This window comes from Polaromonas sp. P1_F4, assembly GCF_056405675.1.
The window spans coordinates 249,807-265,684 of sequence record NZ_JBFUBP010000002.1 but is presented as its reverse complement, the minus strand read 5'-3'; the positions used below and the strand labels follow the sequence as shown (position 1 = coordinate 265,684).

Here is a 15,878-nt window from a genome sequence, read left to right as displayed (position 1 = left end):
GATGCCATGTCCCGTGCAGCCCTGCGTATTGGACTGACCGGTGGCATAGGCAGCGGTAAAAGCACGATTGCCGGTATTCTGGTTGCCCACGGCGCGGCGGTGGTGGATGCTGATGCCATTTCCCGTGCGGTCACGGCAGCCGGCGGGGCGGCTGTGCCGGAAATTGCAGCACTGTTCGGCGGAGAACTGATCACTCCCGAAGGCGCCATGCACAGGGAGCGGATGCGACAGCTGGTCTTTGACGACCCGTCTGCGCGTCGCAGGCTCGAGTCCATCGTGCATCCCTGGGTAAGCCGGGAAACCTTGCACCAATATGGGCAAGCGGTCGCTGGCGGCAGTGCTTGTGTCATTTTTGACGTCCCGTTGCTGGTGGAGTCGGGGCGATGGCGGCAGCAGCTTGACCAGGTTCTGGTTGTGGATTGCAGTGAAAAGACACAGATTGACCGCGTGATGGCCCGAAACGGCTGGCCACGGGAGGTGGTGGAGAAAATCATGGCTGGCCAGGCAAGCCGCGCGCAGCGCCTGTCTGCGGCTGACATATGCCTCTATAACGATGGCTTGTCTCTGGCGAGCCTGGAAGCCCTGGTCCGACAGCTTGCCTGGCGCTTCGGGCTATGATGCGCAAACAAACCTCCTCATTTAAAGCCGACGAAATCTAGCGCTGTGATCCTTTACGAGTATCCTTTTCACGAACGAATACGCACTTACCTGCGACTTGAACACCTGTTTCGCCGTCTCGGTGAATTGGTGGAGCGTGAGAGCCCGACGGATCATCATTACGCGATCACGACCATTTTTGAAATCATGGATGTCGGCGCGCGGGCCGACCTGAAGACCGACGTGCTCAAGGACCTCGAGAAACAAAAACATGTTCTCAATGGTTACCGTGGCAACCCGGCCATTTCCGAAGCCGTTCTGGACGAGGTGACCGGCCAGCTTGAAGGCTGTTTTTCCGCTTTGAACAACCTGCCGGGCAAAGCCGGTCATTCCCTGACGGAAAACGACTGGCTGATGAGCATTCGCAGCCGTGTCGGCATCCCGGGCGGAACCTGTGAGTTTGACTTGCCGGCCTACTATGCGTGGCAGCACCTGGATACCGAGACACGCAAGCAAGACCTGCAGCGCTGGATTACGCCGCTGGTGCCGCTGGCCGAATCCATACGTGTACTGCTAACGCTGTTGCGCGACTCCGGGGCACCTCAAAAAGTGGTGGCACCCGGCGGGCAATACCAGCAGACGTTGCCGCAGGGGCGTACCTTCCAGCTGTTGCGCCTGCGGATAGACCCGGCTTTGGGGCTGATTCCCGAAATCAGCGGTAACCGGCTGATTGTGTCGGTGCGCCTCATGCGTCACGGCAGCGACGACCGCCTGCACGCCAGCACCGAAGATTCTGCGTTTGAGCTGACGCTTTGCTCCTGATTTCAGGACTTGCTGCCTCCTCGCCATCACACCCGATTGATCCCCAGACCTGTCTACAAACATGCCTGCGATGAAGAAAGATTCCCCGCCTCTCAAACGGGTCGTATGCCCGGGCTGCGGCGGTGAAAGCATTTACGCACCCAGCAACCCTTTTCGCCCATTTTGCAGCGAGCGTTGCAAGAACATAGACTTGGGCGCCTGGGCCAGCGAAGGGTTCCGCCTGCCGGCTGATGTGCCACCTGATGATGAACAATTTGGCGACCCCAAGCTGCAATAAAGCTTGAGGCAAAACGCGGTGTCACCTGCGTTTGCGAAAGAATAAAAAGGGAGGAAAAAGTATGAACAGGAATTATTGCAATGCGCTGGCTGCCGTCGTGGCCATGGCGCTGCTGGGCGGTAATGTGCAGGCTCAATCGGCCCAGGATGGAGTAAAGCCCGCCAAGGCCAAAAAAACCAAAAAGACCACCGCTTCGCCTGGTGCGACAAATTCGGGTGGCAAGGTGAAATTCATCTCAGGGTCCGGGGAGACCCCCGGCCAGCGCGATGCCCGGCTCAAACGCGAATGCAAGGGCGCAGTGGATGCGGGTGCCTGCGCGGGCTACACGCGCTGATCCATCGATGGCGCCGGTGCAAAACCGGCACAACGTCTGCAATGCTCAGTTGGTGGTGGGGGTTCCCAGCACCTGTTGCAGCTCGCCGTTCTGGTACATCTCCATCATGATGTCCGAGCCGCCGATGAATTCGCCTTTCACGTAGAGCTGCGGAATGGTCGGCCAGTTGCTGAACTCCTTGATGCCGTGGCGGATTTCCTCGTCTTCCAGCACGTTCACGGTGGCGGGCTTATTCACGCCGCAGGCCTTCAGCACCTGGATGGCGCGACCGGAAAAACCGCACATCGGGAATTGGGCCGTGCCTTTCATGAAAAGGACCACATCGCTCGATTTGACGATTTCGGCGATGCGTTGCTGGGTAGGGTCTGTGGTGCTCATGGTGAATCCTTTTGGGTGTGGGCCGAAGCGACCGTGCCGGGCCGAAAAATGCGTTTCGGCGAGGCTGTTTCAAATAGATGGAATCTGGAAACCAGAATTCAACCTTCCGATTATCCCGCCGTTTGATTTCCCGTGTGGATTCGTCGTTCGCCGGGCCACAGCCCACCAGAACAGCGTTCAATGCCCGCCAGGTCCTGTCGGCTCTGAACCTGTACAAAGCCCTCCTGCGCCAGCAGTGACCGCACGGCTTCAGCCTGGTCGTAGCCGTGCTCCAGCAATAGCCAGCCGCCTGGCAGCAGGCTGGCGGGCGCCTTCCGGGTGATCTCCCGGATGTCGTCCAGCCCGTCCGGGCCGGCGGTCAGGGCTGACAGGGGCTCGTGAACCAGGGCAGCCAGATGTGGGTCAGCACTGGCAATGTAGGGCGGATTGCTGACGATCAGGTGAAGGTGCCCGCTGACTTCCTGCAGCCAGTGACTTTGAATGAAATCAATATCCAGGTTCAGGCGGGCCGCATTGCTTCTGGCGACATCAAGTGAGTGTGTACTCACATCTACGGCTGTAACGCGGCCCTGACGGCCGGTTTTCTGCAGGCTGTGGGCAATGGCCAGGGCAATGGCCCCGCTGCCGGTGCCGAGGTCCAGAATTCCCGGCTCGGGTGGCGTGCCGGGGGCCTGCAGCAGCTCAAGCGCCCAGCTCACCAGCGTTTCGGTGTCGGGGCGCGGCACCAGCACACGGGCATCCACCTGAAGTGTCAGGCCGAAAAACTCCTTGCTTCCCACGATATATGCCAGAGGTTCCCCGGCAGCACGGCGCAGGCATAGGGCCTGGAAATGCTGTGTGGCTTCTTCTGTCAGTTCGTCCGTATCGTGGGCCAACAGCCAGGCGCGGGCATGCTCGGGCTTGCCGAGCGCATGCAGCAACAACAACTGGGCATCCAGGCGGTCCAGCCGCAATGCCTGGGTGGCAGCCAGGGCTTGCGCGCAGGTAAGCCCGCTCAACTGAATCCCCTTGAAGCGCTATGAAAATAGTAGCTGCTTGCGCACATTCTGATTGGGCTGGAGGCCTTTTTGTTGCTCAACTGCTGACGTTCAGGCGCCATTGTTGGCGGTCTCAAGCTCCGCCAGCAGCTCGGCGCCGCGCGCCACCTGCAGGGCCGTGACCACATCGCCCAGGTCGCCTTCCATGATGGCCAGCAATTTGTACAGCGTCAGGTTGATGCGGTGGTCGGTCAGCCGCCCCTGCGGGAAGTTGTAGGTGCGGATGCGGTCGCTGCGGTCGCCCGTGCCCACCAGCCCCTTGCGCAGGGCGGCATCTTTGGCGGCGCGCTCGGAGCGGTCTTTTTCGTGGATGCGTGCGGTGAGCACCTTGAGCGCCTGGGCCTTGTTGCTGTGCTGGCTCCGCCCTTCCTGGCATTCCGCGACGATGCCGGTCGGAATATGCGTGATGCGCACGGCCGAATCCGTCTTGTTGATGTGCTGGCCGCCGGCACCGCTGGCACGGTAGGTGTCGATGCGCAGGTCGGCCGGGTTGATCTGGATGGCTACGGCTTCGTCCGGCTCCGGCATCACGGCCACCGTGCAGGCGCTGGTGTGGATGCGGCCTTGCGTTTCAGTGGCGGGCACGCGCTGTACGCGGTGGCCGCCTGACTCAAATCGCAGCTTGCCGTACACACCGACGCCCAGTGCGTCCGTGGCGCCGTCAATGCGCAGCACGACTTCCTTGTAGCCGCCCAGCTCGCTGGATGACTCGCTGATGATTTCCACCTGCCAGCGGTTGCGCTCGGCAAAGCGGGTGTACATCCGGAACAGGTCGCCGGCAAACAGCGCCGATTCGTCACCGCCGGTGCCGGCACGGATTTCGATGAAAGCCGCCCGTGCGTCATCGGGGTCCTTGGGGATCAACATCAGCTGCAAGGCTTCGTCAATCTCGGCGATATCGGCTTTGGCTGCAGCGATTTCTTCCTCCGCCATTCCCGCCATTTCCGGATCGTCTTTGGCTTCAGCCAGCATGCCTTCGGCGCTGCCGAGGTCGGCCTCGCGGCTGGTGAGCCGCAAATACTGGTCGGCGATCACGCTCGCCTCGGCATGTTCCCGGGTCAGCGAGCGGAAGCGGTCCAGGTCGCTGACCACGTCGCTGGCGGACAGCAGCGCGTCCAGCTCGTGCAGCCGCAGCAGCTGGCGGTCCAGGGTTTGGCGAAGAAAAGGTTTCATGGGAATGGAGGACTGAAAAAGGGGGCCGCACGGCCGTCAACAACGACGCTCCGCCAGCGGAGCCACCGGCTTGCGCCGGCAGGGGGAGTTAGTGCGTTGGCGGTCGCTAACGCTCTTTGTCGCCGGACTGGATTTTGGGCAGCTGGCCGCGTAAAAACAGCCTGGATACGGTCTGTGCCGTGGCTTCGCGGCTGTTGGCGTCGCCCGCATGCAGCTCGGCCAGCGCGCCGTGCAGCATTTTCTGGGTGAGGCCGCGGGTCAGCGCGTCCAGCACCGTGTCGATGGGCTCGCCCCGGGCCAGCAGCTTTTTGGCCCGCACGATCTCGGCAGCGCGCCACTCATCGGTCTGCGCGTTGAGCTGCTGGATCAGCGGCACACTGCGGCGCTGGCCCAGCCAGTGCATGAAGTTCTGCACGCCGGCGTCGATGATGACCTCGGCTTGCGCCACGGCGGCCTTGCGGTTGTCCTTGCCGGTCTGCACCACGTGGGCCAGGTCGTCCACCGTGTAGAGGTAAATGTCAGGCAGCGCCTTGACTTCGGGTTCGATGTCGCGCGGCACGGCCAGGTCAACCATGAACATCGGGCGATGTTTGCGCAGCTTGACGGCGCGCTCGACAGCACCGAGGCCGATGATGGGGAGCGTACTGGCGGTGCAACTGATCACGGCGTCGAACTCATGCAGGCGGCTGGGCAAATCGGCCAGGCGCATCACTTCGGCGCCGAAGCGGCCGGCCAGCTTTTCGCCGCGCTCCAGCGTGCGGTTGGCAATCGCCATGGCCTTGGGGTTTTTGGCGGCGAAGTGGGTGGCCGCCAGGTCGATCATTTCGCCGGCGCCGACAAACAGCACCTTGATGTCGCTCAGGTCTTCAAACAGCTGGCCGGCCAGGCGTACGCTGGCCGCCGCCATGCTGATGCTGTGCGCGCCGATTTCGGTGCTGCTGCGCACTTCCTTGGCCACGGCAAAGGAGCGCTGAAAGAGCTGGTGCAGCGTGGTGCCCATGGCGCCTGCGTCTTCGGCGGCGCGCACGGCGTCCTTCATCTGGCCCAGGATTTGCGGCTCGCCCAGCACCATGGAATCGAGCCCGCTGGCCACGCGGAAAGCATGGCGGGCCGCTGCGTCGTCGTGCAGGGTATAGGCATGTGAGCGCAGCAGGGCGGGCGAGACGCCGCCACTGTGCGCCAGCCAGTCCAGCGTGTGGTCCAGGTCGTTCTTTTCGCCAGCGCAGTAGATTTCAGTGCGATTGCAGGTGGAGAGCAGCGTAGCCTCGGGCTGGCGGGCCAGCGACTCGCGCAAACCGCGCAAAGTGGGCTCGACCTGGTCCAGGGCGTAGGCGAACCGGCCGCGCAAATCGAGCGGTGCGGTGTTGTGGTTTAGCCCAAGGGCCCAGACTGACATCCTCCGATTATAAAATTGAAGCGGTCAGGCCGGTACAAAGGCCGGACAATCGCCCTGATAGTCCTTTTTTTGGCCGTTTTGAAGCTTGTTCTGGATCTGTTCTGAAGCCAGGCGAGTTTTTAACTACCCCTACGCGCATGACCTTTTACCTGCTGACGAACCACCTGCTCAATCTTGTCCTGCCGGCCGCCGCGGTGGCCCTGCTGCTGGTGCTGGCAACTCAGCTTATGGGTGGATTATTTAGATCAAAAATGCCTTTAGCCCAGACCTGGTATGCGCAAGCAGCTATTGTTTTTGTAGTAAACGTGGTGGTGCTGGTGGCCGGGCTGGTGTTCTTCGGCCATGACGGGAAGATGCTGACGTATGCCGCCATGGTGGCCGGCGCGGCCGTCTGCCAGTGGGTCTTGCTAGGCGCCTGGCGGGCCTGAAAGGGGCTTTGTAAATCCAATTGCCGGGCGCATGGCTGCGTTGCGCGGTGCTCGGAATCCTCATGCACCCAAGTGCATTCCGGTGTCCTGCGCCCCGTGCGCCTTGCCCTGCACCCGGTAATTGAATTTCTAAAGTCCCTTCGAATACCGACTACAAATCGGGCTTGAAGACGTTCACTGCGTCGGTGATGATGCCGTCGGTGCCCAGGGCCAGCAGCCGCTGCACGTTCGCTTCGTCATTCACTGTATAGCTCAGCAACTTGAAGCCGGCTTTTTTGGCTTGGGCCACTGTATCGGCGTTCCAGAGCTTGTGGTTGCAGACGATGGCTACGCAGCCCAGGCCGGTCGCCGTTTTCAGCCAGTTGGCCGGGAGTTGGTCGAGCAGCAGGCCGCGCGGCAGTTGGGGCTGGGCGCTTCTGGCTGCCTCAAGTGACAGCGGCTGGAAGGACGTCAGCAACGGTGGAACCGCCGTCCCCTGCCACAACCGTGCCGCTTCGTTGGCCACCACGGTGCCGGTGTGACTCTCGATGCCCGGTGTGGGCTTGATCTCGATATTGAGGAAGTAGCCCTTGTCCAGGCAAAAGCGGGCGATGCGCTCAAAGCTGGCGAGGCCCTCCGCGGCAAACGCCGGGGAATGCCAGCCGCCGGCGTCAAGCTTGGCCAGCGCCTCCCAGCTCAACTCGCCAGCCACACCTTTGCCGTTGCTGGTGCGCTCCAGCGTGGCGTCGTGCAGCAAAAAGGGAACGCCGTCGGCGCTCAGCTTCACATCGCACTCGAACATGCGGTAGCCATGGCTGGCGCCCAGCATGAAGGAGGCCAAAGTGTTTTCGGGAGCCAGCTTGCCGGCGCCACGGTGCGCTACCCAGCGCGGGTAGGGCCAGTTGGCCGCTGATACGGGGTTTGTCATGGGCGTGCTCAGGACCTGTGGAGACGAGACGAAAGCCGGAAATTAGATCCGTTTGCCCGTTTCCGAGTCAAACCAGTGCAGGCGGTCTGCACGCGGCGTAACGTGGATGGTCGCGCCGATTTCGGGGGCCGTTGACAGGCTTTCATCGGTGCGCACGATCAGGAATTCTTCACCCATGCGGCAATACACCAGGCGCTCAGCACCCAGCATTTCGATGGTGTCGACCTGCACCGCCCAGCCGGTGGCGCCCACCGTCAGGTGCTCGGGGCGTATGCCCAGAATGGCGCCGGGCTTGCCGCCGAAGTCGGTGTTCGGCGCCTGCTTGAGCAAATTCATGGGCGGCGAGCCCATAAAGCTGGCCACAAAGGTGGTGGCGGGCCGGTTGTAAACCTCTTCGGGCGTACCGAACTGTTCCATGCGGCCGGCGTTCATCACCATCATGCGCTGGGCCAGCGTCATGGCTTCGACCTGGTCGTGCGTGACGAAGAGGGATGTGATGCCGAGTTCGCGGTGCAACTTCTGGATCTCCAGGCGCGTCTGCACGCGCAGTTTGGCGTCCAGGTTGGACAGCGGCTCGTCGAACAAAAACACCTGCGGCTGGCGCACGATGGCGCGGCCCATGGCCACGCGCTGGCGTTGCCCGCCAGAAAGGGCGCGGGGTTTGCGGTCCAGCAGGTGGCCCAGTTCCAGAATCTTGGCGGCCTTGTCGACGCGCGTCTTGATTTCGTCTTTGGGCACCTTGGCGATCTTCAGGCCGTAGGCCATGTTGTCGAACACGCTCATGTGCGGGTAGAGGGCGTAGTTCTGGAACACCATGGCGATGTCACGCTCGGAAGGCTCCAGCTCGTTGACGACCTTGCCGCCAATGGAGATTTGCCCGTCGCTGACTTCTTCGAGCCCGGCCACCATGCGCAGCAGGGTGGACTTGCCGCAACCCGAAGGGCCGACGATGACGATGAACTCATGGTCGTTGATTTCGGCGTTCACGCCGTGAAGGACCTGCAGCATGTCTTTGCCGGAGCCGTAGCGCTTGATGATGTTGTTGAATGATAGGGATGCCATGTCTGTATTTCCGTTGTGTCTTGGTTGTTCTTGGCAGTCTGGGCCGCTCTGGGTTGCAGCTGTTATTTCTCGGTGTCGACCAGGCCCTTGACGAACCATTTCTGCATCAGCACCACCACCAGGGCGGGCGGCAGCATCGCCAGAATCGCGGTGGCCATGACCACGTTCCATTCGTTCTGGCCGTCGCCGCCGGCGATCATGCGCTTGATGCCAACGACCACCGGGTACATGTCTTCACTGGTCGTGGCCAGCAGCGGCCAGAGGTACTGGTTCCAGCCATAAATGAACTGGATGACGAAGAGCGCCGCGATCGAGGTTTTCGACAGTGGCAGCAGCACGTCAAAGAAAAAACGCATGGGGCTGGCGCCATCCATGCGCGATGCTTCGGTCAGCTCTTCTGGCACCGTCAGGAAAAACTGGCGGAACAAAAAGGTCGCCGTGGCCGAGGCAATCAGCGGCACTGTGAGGCCTGCATACGTGTTAAGCATGTTCAAGTCCGACAACACCTTGTAGGTGGGCAAAATGCGCACCTCCACCGGCAGCATCAGCGTCACGAAGATGGCCCAGAAGCAGGTCTTCTTGAACGGAAACCGGAAGTACACGATGGCGAATGCCGACAGCAGCGAGATCGTGATCTTGCCGATGGCGATCACCATGGCTGTCACGAAGCTGACCCACATCATGTGCGCCACCGGTGCGTTGGAGCCGGCTGCCGATTCGCGCCCGAACAGCGCCGCCTTGTAGCTGTCGAGCATGTTGGTGCCCGGCAGCAAAGGCATGGGCGCCTGCACGATCTCCTGCGCCGTGTGGGTCGAGGCCACAAAGGCCAGGTAGAGGGGGAAGGCGACGATAAAGACGCCCAGGATCACAATGACGTGGGCGAGGATGCCGTGGGTTCCGCGTTTTTCAACCATGGTGGGCTCCCGTCGTATTTTTTGTTGTCGTTTTCATCAGTACTGGACCTTCTTCTCTACGTAGCGGAACTGGATGACCGTGAGCGCCACCACGATCACCATCAAGACGACCGATTGCGCAGCCGAGCCGCCCAGGTCCATGGCCTTGAAGCCGTCGTAATACACCTTGTAGACCAGGATGGCCGTGTCCTTGCCTGGCCCGCCCTGCGTGGCGGCATCGACGATGGCAAACGTGTCGAAGAAGGCATAGACCACGTTGATCACCAGCAGGAAGAAGGTCGTGGGCGACAGCAGCGGGAACTGGATGGTCCAGAAGCGGCGCCATGGGCGGGCACCGTCAATCGCAGCGGCCTCGATCAGCGATTTCGGTATGGACTGCAGGCCCGCCAGGAAAAACAGGAAGTTATAGGAAATCTGCTTCCACACCGAGGCCATCACGATCAGCGTCATGGCGTGGCCGGAGTCGAGCAGATGATTCCAGTTGATGCCTATCTTGCCCAATGCGTAGGCCACCACGCCGAGCGAGGGCGAAAACATGAAAACCCACAGCACGGCCGCCACAGCCGGGGCCACCGCGTAGGGCAACACGAGCATGGTTTTGTAGAACATGCCGCCGCGCACGATGCGGTCGGCAAACACCGCCAGCAACAGTGACAGGCTGATGCCGATGCCGGCGACCATCACTGAGAAAAAAGCGGTCGTCTTGAACGACTCCACATAGCTCGGGTCATCCAGCAGTTGCCTGAAATTGTCCAGGCCGACGAACTCGATGGAGGTGCCGAAAGGATCTTGCTGTTGCAGCGACTGCAGCAGGGCCTGCCCCGCCGGCCAGAAGAAGAACACCAAAATGACCGCCATTTGCGGCAGCAGCAGCAGCCAGGGCAACCAGCTGGATCGGAAGACAACGCGTTTTTCCATAAGGCCTTCAGTGGGCAAAAACTTGTGAGTGCTAAAACATAAAAACCCGCCTGGCCTTCCCCGATGAGGGAGAGAGGGCGCAGCGGGCTGAGTTTAGCCCGCCGTGCGGGCCTGCTCTGTCTCTTGGGCGATCAGCCCTTGTTGGCTTTCTGGAAGCGCTCAAGCTGCTCGTTGCCGCGCTTGACGATGGAGCCCAGCGCTTCCTTGGCCGATTTCTTGCCATTCCAGACCTGCTCGAGCTCTTCGTCCTCGATCGCGCGAATCTGCACATAGTTACCCAGACGGATGCCGCGGCTCTTGTCCGTGACCTTGCGGATCATCTGCGTGACCGCGACATCGGTGCCCGGGTTCTGTTTGTAGAAGCCGGACTTTTCGGTCAAGTCATACGAGGCCATCGTCACGGGCAGGTAACCGGTGCGCTTGTGGCTGGCCGACTGCACTTCAGGTGTGGAGATGAAGCTGAAGAACTTGGCCACGCCCTTGTATTCCTCCGCTTTCTTGCCCGACATTACCCAGAGGCTGGCGCCGCCGATCACGGTGTTCTGCGGCGCGCCGGGAACGTCCTGGTAGTAAGGTAGAGGGGCCAGGCCGTAGGCGAACTTGGCGTTCTTGGCCACATTGCCGTAAAAGCCCGAAGACGTGTTGATCATGGCGCATTCGCCCGACACGAAGCTGGCTTCCGGTACATTGCCGCGGCCCTTGTAGACAAAGAGGCCCTGCTTGGCCATGTTGGCCAGGTTCTCGATGTGGCGCACATGCAGCGGCGAATCCACCTTCAGGCGCGCATCCAGGCCCTGCAGGCCGTTGGCTTTGGTGGCGAACTCGACGTTGTGCCAGGCCGAGAAACTTTCCACCTGCGTCCAGTTCTGCCAGGCGGTCGTGAAGGGGCACTTGTGACCGGATGCCTTCAGTTTGGCGGCGGCGTTGACGACTTCAGGCCAGGTGACAGGGGCCTTGTCGGTCGGCAGGCCCGCAGCCTTGAACGCGTCCTTGTTGAAATAGAAGATGGTGGTGGAGCTGTTGAACGGAAAGCTCAACATCTGGCCGTTCGGCGCGGTGTAGTAGCCGGCGACAGCGGGTATGTAGGCTTTCGGGTCGAATTTTTCTCCGGCGTCCTGCATGATCTTGCCGACCGGGACGATGGCTCCCTTGCTGGCCTGCATCGTGGCGGTGCCTACTTCAAACACCTGAAGGATATGCGGCGCATTGCCGGCGCGGAAGGCCGCGATGGAGGCCGTCATGGATTCGTCGTACGTGCCCTTGAAGGTGGGTACTACCTTGTATTCCTTCTGGCTCTCATTGAATTGCTTGGCCAGGTCATTGACCCATTCGCCGTTGACGGCCGTCATTGAATGCCACCACTGGATCTCGGTCTGGGCCTGGCTGGCCAGCGGCGCACACAGGCCGAGGGCCGCGAAGGCGAATGCTGAGAGACGGTTTTTCATTAAAACTCCTGGGATTGGACGCGCACCGGGGCGCGCCACGTTAAACGGGACAGTGTAAAAACTGTTTGTGACACGCGATTTAATCGATTTGCGGGCTTCCCGACAAGCGGGATTTCCATAAGGACACATACGACTTCCATGCGCCACGGGTAAATGTTGCGCTGCGGTAATATAGGGCAACAGCGCTGGACACGGGTCCGAAGCCGCTGGCTTTTCACGATGAACGCCCCTACTACCCTCCAAGAATTGAACGTCTTTGCCGATGACGCAAAGGCTGGCGAAGCCCGCATCCGCGAGATTCCCTATAACTACACCTCGTTTTCCGACCGCGAGGTGGTCATCCGCCTGCTCGGCGAGCGGGCCTGGGACCTGCTGAACCGCCTGCGCGACGAGCGCCGCACCGGCCGCTCCGCGCGCATGCTGTATGAAGTGCTGGGCGATGTCTGGGTCGTGCAGCGCAACCCCTATTTGCAGGACGACCTGCTCGACAACCCCAAGCGGCGCAAGCTGCTGGTTGACGCCTTGCAGCACCGGCTGACTGAAGTCGAAAAACGCCGCACCCCGGATGCAGACCAGCAGCGCGACGCCATTGTGGGCGAACTGCTCGACGCCGCTCGCGGCGCCGTCGCCCGCTTCTACACCTCCTTCAGTGAGATGTACGACCTTCGCCGTCTGACGGAACGCAAGCTGCGCAAACTGACGCTCAAAGACAACATCAAGTTCGACGGCCTCTCGCGGGTGTCACATGTCACCGATGCGACTGACTGGCGTGTCGAATACCCCTTTGTGGTGCTGACGCCCGACACCGAAGTCGAAATGGCCGGCCTGGTCAAGGCCTGTATCGAGCTCGGCCTGACAATCGTGCCGCGCGGCGGCGGAACCGGTTACACCGGCGGGGCGATTCCGTTGACCTGGAAGTCGGCTGTCATCAATACCGAAAAACTCGAAGCCATGACCGAGGTCGAAATGGTTTCGTTGCCCGGCGTTGACAAGCCAGTGGCTACCGTGTGGACTGAAGCCGGCGTGGTCACCCAGCGTGTGGCCGATGCGGCCGAGCGCGGCGGCTTTGTGTTCGCGGTCGACCCGACCTCTGCCGAAGCCTCCTGCATAGGCGGCAACATCGCGATGAACGCGGGCGGCAAGAAGGCCGTGCTGTGGGGCACGGCGCTGGACAACCTGGCTTCGTGGCGCATGGTCACGCCACAGGCCGAGTGGCTGGAAGTCACGCGCGTGGGCCACAACCTCGGCAAGATCCATGATGCCGAGATGGCCAGCTTCGATCTTCAGTATTTCGAAGCCGACGGCAAAACGCCTATCCGCACCGAGCGGCTGGATATTCCCGGCAAGACTTTCCGCAAGGAAGGCTTGGGCAAAGACGTGACAGACAAGTTCCTGAGCGGCTTGCCCGGCATCCAGAAAGAGGGCTGCGACGGCCTCATCACCAGCGCGCGCTGGATCGTGCACCGCATGCCGGCGCACACCCGCACCGTGTGCCTGGAGTTCTTCGGCAATGCCAAGGATGCCGTGCCCAGCATCGTCGAGATCAAGGATTTCATGTTCGCCGAGCAAAAGCGCGGCGGTGCCATCCTCGCGGGGCTGGAGCACCTGGACGACCGCTACCTGAAGGCAGTCGGCTACGCGACCAAATCGAAAAAGCATGGCGGCCTTCCGAAGATGGTGCTGTTTGGCGACATTGCCGGCGACGACGCTGATGTCGTGGCGCGCGCCACGTCGGAAGTCGTGCGCATTGCCAACTCGCGCCACGGCGAAGGCTTTATCGCCATCAGCCCTGACGCCCGCAAGAAATTCTGGCTGGACCGCAAGCGCACCGCCGCGATCTCCAAGCACACCAATGCCTTCAAGATCAATGAAGACGTGGTGATTCCGCTGCCCCGTATGGCCGAATATACCGACGGCATCGAGCAGATCAATATCGAGCTCAGCCTTGCCAACAAGATACGCCTGTGCGACGAGCTGGAGGCATTTTTCCTCAAGGGCAACCTGCCTTTGGGCAAATCGGACGATGCCAACGACATTCCTTCGGCGGAGCTGCTGGAAGACCGGGTAGCCCAGGCGCTGGCGCTTGTGGCTGACGTACGGGCCCGCTGGTCCGGTTGGCTGGCAGGCGTGGCCACCTTGTTCCCGCAACTGCAGGACCACTCGCTGCGCGCCAGCTGGAAAACCGATATCCGCGCCCAGCTCCAGTCGATCTTCTCAGGCGGCGCGTTTTTGCCCATCCTCGAAGAATGCAATGCCATCCACAAGCGTGTGCTCAAGGGGCGTGTCTGGGCGGCGCTGCACATGCACGCCGGCGACGGTAACGTGCACACCAACCTCCCAGTCAACAGCGACGACTACGAGATGCTGCAGACCGCGCATGTGGCGGTGGCGCGCATCATGGTGCTGGCCCGCTCACTGGATGGCGTGATCTCCGGGGAACACGGCATCGGCATCACCAAGCTGGAGTTCCTGACCGACGAAGAGCTGCGGCCCTTTACCGAATACAAGCAAAAAGTCGATCCGGAAGGCCGCTTCAACAAAGGCAAGCTGCTACGAAATCAGGAGCTGCTCGCGCACGGTGGAAGCGGGCTGCAGGCCAAAAACGATGCTAAACCGATCTTGCATGCCGACTTGACCAATGCCTATACCCCCAGCTTCGGCTTGATGGGGCATGAGTCGTTGATCATGCAGCAGTCGGACATCGGCGCCATTGCCGACAGCGTGAAGGATTGCCTGCGTTGCGGCAAGTGCAAACCGGTGTGCGCCACCCATGTGCCGCGCGCCAACCTGCTGTACAGCCCGCGCAACAAGATTCTGGCCACATCGCTGCTGGTCGAGGCTTTTCTGTATGAAGAGCAGACCCGGCGCGGCGTAAGCATCAAGCACTGGGAAGAGTTCGAGGACGTGGCTGACCACTGCACGGTGTGCCACAAGTGCCTGACGCCTTGCCCGGTGGACATCGATTTCGGCGAAGTCTCCATGAACATGCGCAACCTGCTGCGCAAGATGGGGCAAAAGTCCTTTCGGCCCGGCAACGCCGCCGCCATGATCTTCCTGAACGCGACCAATCCGCAAACCATCAAGTTCATGCGCAGTGCCATGGTAGATGTGGGTTTCAAGGCCCAGCGGCTGGCCAATGACCTGCTGCGCCGGCTGGCGCGCAAGCAGACGGCGTTGCCACCGGCCACGGTAGGCAAGTCGCCCGTGAAAGAGCAGGTGATCCACTTCATCAACAAGAAGATGCCGGGTGGCCTGCCCAAAAAGACTGCACGGGCGCTGCTGGACATCGAGGACAAGGACTACGTCCCGATCATTCGCAACCCCAAGAGCACCACGTCGGAAACCGAGGCGGTGTTTTATTTCCCCGGCTGCGGCTCCGAGCGCCTCTTCAGCCAGGTCGGCCTGGCCACGCAAGCCATGCTCTGGCACGCGGGCGTGCAAACTGTGCTGCCGCCGGGCTACCTGTGCTGCGGCTACCCGCAGCGCGGCAGCGGCCAGTTCGACAAGGCCGAGAAAATCATCACCGACAACCGGGTGCTGTTCCACCGCGTGGCCAACACGCTGAACTACCTGGACATCAAGACCGTGGTGGTGAGCTGCGGCACCTGCTACGACCAGTTGCAGGGTTACGAATTCGACAAGATATTCCCGGGCTGCCGCATCATCGACATCCACGAATACCTGCTCGAAAAAGGCATCACCCTGCGCACCGACCAGCCGGGCGCAGGCTACCTCTACCACGACCCCTGCCACAGCCCCATGAAGCTGCAGGAGCCGATGAAGACCGTCAAGGCGCTGCTGGGCGACAACGTGCTCAAAAATGACCGCTGCTGCGGTGAGTCGGGCACGCTGGGCGTTACCCGGCCGGACATTTCCACGCAGATCCGCTTTCGCAAGGAGGAAGAGTTGCGCAAGGGCGAAGCCCAGCTTCGCGAAGCTGGCGCCGTTGCCGAGGCGGGAAACGTGAAGATCCTCACCAGCTGCCCGAGTTGCCTGCAAGGGCTCTCGCGCTACGGCAACGATCTGCAAAACGGCCTGCTCGAGGCGGACTACATCGTGGTGGAAATGGCCAATCAGATCCTCGGCAAGGAGTGGTTGCCCACGTATGTGGAGGCGGCCAACCACGGCGGCATCGAGCGGGTGCTGGTCTAGGGCAATTTCTGGTTTTGATGTCAACGGGCTTATTGCCA

The 15,878-nt window shown here is 61.4% G+C and carries 15 protein-coding genes; 6 read left to right on the top strand and 9 right to left on the bottom strand.

Annotated elements, in window-relative coordinates; all coding sequences use genetic code 11:
• The first annotated feature begins 6 nt into the window (after positions 1–6).
• The 4 genes from coaE to AC1DYQ_RS06215 all read left to right on the top strand — a co-directional run bounded on the left by coaE (position 7) and on the right by AC1DYQ_RS06215 (position 2,030).
• Positions 7–618, top strand: coding sequence for a dephospho-CoA kinase (gene coaE, locus AC1DYQ_RS06230; RefSeq protein ID WP_477686053.1), 612 nt, complete (start codon positions 7–9; stop codon positions 616–618).
• A 45-nt stretch (positions 619–663) separates the two neighbouring features.
• Positions 664–1,419 carry a cell division protein ZapD gene (gene zapD, locus AC1DYQ_RS06225; protein ID WP_477650967.1) on the top strand — a complete coding sequence of 252 codons (756 nt, stop codon included), beginning with the start codon at positions 664–666 and terminating at the stop codon, positions 1,417–1,419.
• Positions 1,420–1,489: 70 nt separating this feature from the next.
• Positions 1,490–1,696 carry a DNA gyrase inhibitor YacG gene (locus AC1DYQ_RS06220; RefSeq protein ID WP_477649824.1) on the top strand — a complete coding sequence of 69 codons (207 nt, stop codon included), beginning with the start codon at positions 1,490–1,492 and terminating at the stop codon, positions 1,694–1,696.
• A 61-nt stretch (positions 1,697–1,757) separates the two neighbouring features.
• A complete protein-coding gene (locus AC1DYQ_RS06215; RefSeq protein ID WP_477686052.1) occupies positions 1,758–2,030 on the top strand; it encodes a hypothetical protein in 273 nt (90 codons plus the stop codon).
• A 45-nt stretch (positions 2,031–2,075) separates the two neighbouring features.
• Here the strand turns inward: AC1DYQ_RS06215 and grxD are convergent, their stop codons facing one another.
• The 4 genes from grxD to hemA all read right to left on the bottom strand — a co-directional run bounded on the left by grxD (position 2,076) and on the right by hemA (position 6,014).
• Positions 2,076–2,408 (bottom strand): Grx4 family monothiol glutaredoxin, encoded by a 333-nt coding sequence (gene grxD / locus AC1DYQ_RS06210; protein WP_457279670.1) that lies wholly within the window; start codon positions 2,406–2,408, stop codon positions 2,076–2,078.
• Positions 2,409–2,518: 110 nt separating this feature from the next.
• Positions 2,519–3,406, bottom strand: a complete 888-nt coding sequence (gene prmC, locus AC1DYQ_RS06205) for a peptide chain release factor N(5)-glutamine methyltransferase (RefSeq protein ID WP_477686051.1) — start codon at positions 3,404–3,406, stop codon at positions 2,519–2,521.
• A gap of 90 nt (positions 3,407–3,496) precedes the next feature.
• Positions 3,497–4,618 carry a peptide chain release factor 1 gene (gene prfA, locus AC1DYQ_RS06200; RefSeq protein WP_477686050.1) on the bottom strand — a complete coding sequence of 374 codons (1,122 nt, stop codon included), beginning with the start codon at positions 4,616–4,618 and terminating at the stop codon, positions 3,497–3,499.
• A gap of 106 nt (positions 4,619–4,724) precedes the next feature.
• Entirely contained in the window at positions 4,725–6,014 is a 1,290-nt protein-coding gene (gene hemA, locus AC1DYQ_RS06195; protein WP_477686049.1) for a glutamyl-tRNA reductase, read from the bottom strand.
• 137 nt (positions 6,015–6,151) lie between these two features.
• Here hemA and AC1DYQ_RS06190 point away from each other — a divergent pair, with 137 nt between their 5' ends.
• Positions 6,152–6,442 carry a hypothetical protein gene (locus AC1DYQ_RS06190; RefSeq protein WP_477686048.1) on the top strand — a complete coding sequence of 97 codons (291 nt, stop codon included), beginning with the start codon at positions 6,152–6,154 and terminating at the stop codon, positions 6,440–6,442.
• A gap of 151 nt (positions 6,443–6,593) precedes the next feature.
• Here the strand turns inward: AC1DYQ_RS06190 and ugpQ are convergent, their stop codons facing one another.
• The 5 genes from ugpQ to ugpB all read right to left on the bottom strand — a co-directional run bounded on the left by ugpQ (position 6,594) and on the right by ugpB (position 11,688).
• A complete protein-coding gene (gene ugpQ, locus AC1DYQ_RS06185; RefSeq protein WP_477686047.1) occupies positions 6,594–7,349 on the bottom strand; it encodes a glycerophosphodiester phosphodiesterase in 756 nt (251 codons plus the stop codon).
• 42 nt (positions 7,350–7,391) lie between these two features.
• Positions 7,392–8,411, bottom strand: a complete 1,020-nt coding sequence (locus tag AC1DYQ_RS06180) for a sn-glycerol-3-phosphate import ATP-binding protein UgpC (protein WP_477686046.1) — start codon at positions 8,409–8,411, stop codon at positions 7,392–7,394.
• 62 nt (positions 8,412–8,473) lie between these two features.
• Entirely contained in the window at positions 8,474–9,325 is an 852-nt protein-coding gene (gene ugpE / locus AC1DYQ_RS06175) for a sn-glycerol-3-phosphate ABC transporter permease UgpE (protein WP_477649832.1), read from the bottom strand.
• A gap of 36 nt (positions 9,326–9,361) precedes the next feature.
• Positions 9,362–10,243, bottom strand: a complete 882-nt coding sequence (ugpA, locus tag AC1DYQ_RS06170) for a sn-glycerol-3-phosphate ABC transporter permease UgpA (protein ID WP_477686045.1) — start codon at positions 10,241–10,243, stop codon at positions 9,362–9,364.
• 131 nt (positions 10,244–10,374) lie between these two features.
• Complete coding sequence (gene ugpB / locus AC1DYQ_RS06165; protein ID WP_477686044.1) at positions 10,375–11,688, bottom strand: sn-glycerol-3-phosphate ABC transporter substrate-binding protein UgpB; 1,314 nt, start codon at positions 11,686–11,688, stop codon at positions 10,375–10,377.
• A gap of 219 nt (positions 11,689–11,907) precedes the next feature.
• On the opposite strand from ugpB, the gene AC1DYQ_RS06160 reads away from it, so the two are divergent.
• Positions 11,908–15,840, top strand: a complete 3,933-nt coding sequence (locus tag AC1DYQ_RS06160; protein WP_477686043.1) for a DUF3683 domain-containing protein — start codon at positions 11,908–11,910, stop codon at positions 15,838–15,840.
• The last annotated feature ends 38 nt before the right edge of the window (positions 15,841–15,878 follow it).

Coding starts and splice junctions, on each gene's coding strand:
- AC1DYQ_RS06215 (WP_477686052.1), top strand. CDS start 1,758: ATGAACAGGAATTATTGCAATGCGCTGGCTGCCGTCGTGGCCATGGCG.
- ugpQ (WP_477686047.1), bottom strand. CDS start 7,349: ATGACAAACCCCGTATCAGCGGCCAACTGGCCCTACCCGCGCTGGGTA.
- AC1DYQ_RS06220 (WP_477649824.1), top strand. CDS start 1,490: ATGAAGAAAGATTCCCCGCCTCTCAAACGGGTCGTATGCCCGGGCTGC.
- ugpE (WP_477649832.1), bottom strand. CDS start 9,325: ATGGTTGAAAAACGCGGAACCCACGGCATCCTCGCCCACGTCATTGTG.
- hemA (WP_477686049.1), bottom strand. CDS start 6,014: ATGTCAGTCTGGGCCCTTGGGCTAAACCACAACACCGCACCGCTCGAT.
- AC1DYQ_RS06160 (WP_477686043.1), top strand. CDS start 11,908: ATGAACGCCCCTACTACCCTCCAAGAATTGAACGTCTTTGCCGATGAC.
- grxD (WP_457279670.1), bottom strand. CDS start 2,408: ATGAGCACCACAGACCCTACCCAGCAACGCATCGCCGAAATCGTCAAA.
- ugpB (WP_477686044.1), bottom strand. CDS start 11,688: ATGAAAAACCGTCTCTCAGCATTCGCCTTCGCGGCCCTCGGCCTGTGT.
- prfA (WP_477686050.1), bottom strand. CDS start 4,618: ATGAAACCTTTTCTTCGCCAAACCCTGGACCGCCAGCTGCTGCGGCTG.
- coaE (WP_477686053.1), top strand. CDS start 7: ATGTCCCGTGCAGCCCTGCGTATTGGACTGACCGGTGGCATAGGCAGC.
- ugpA (WP_477686045.1), bottom strand. CDS start 10,243: ATGGAAAAACGCGTTGTCTTCCGATCCAGCTGGTTGCCCTGGCTGCTG.
- AC1DYQ_RS06190 (WP_477686048.1), top strand. CDS start 6,152: ATGACCTTTTACCTGCTGACGAACCACCTGCTCAATCTTGTCCTGCCG.
- AC1DYQ_RS06180 (WP_477686046.1), bottom strand. CDS start 8,411: ATGGCATCCCTATCATTCAACAACATCATCAAGCGCTACGGCTCCGGC.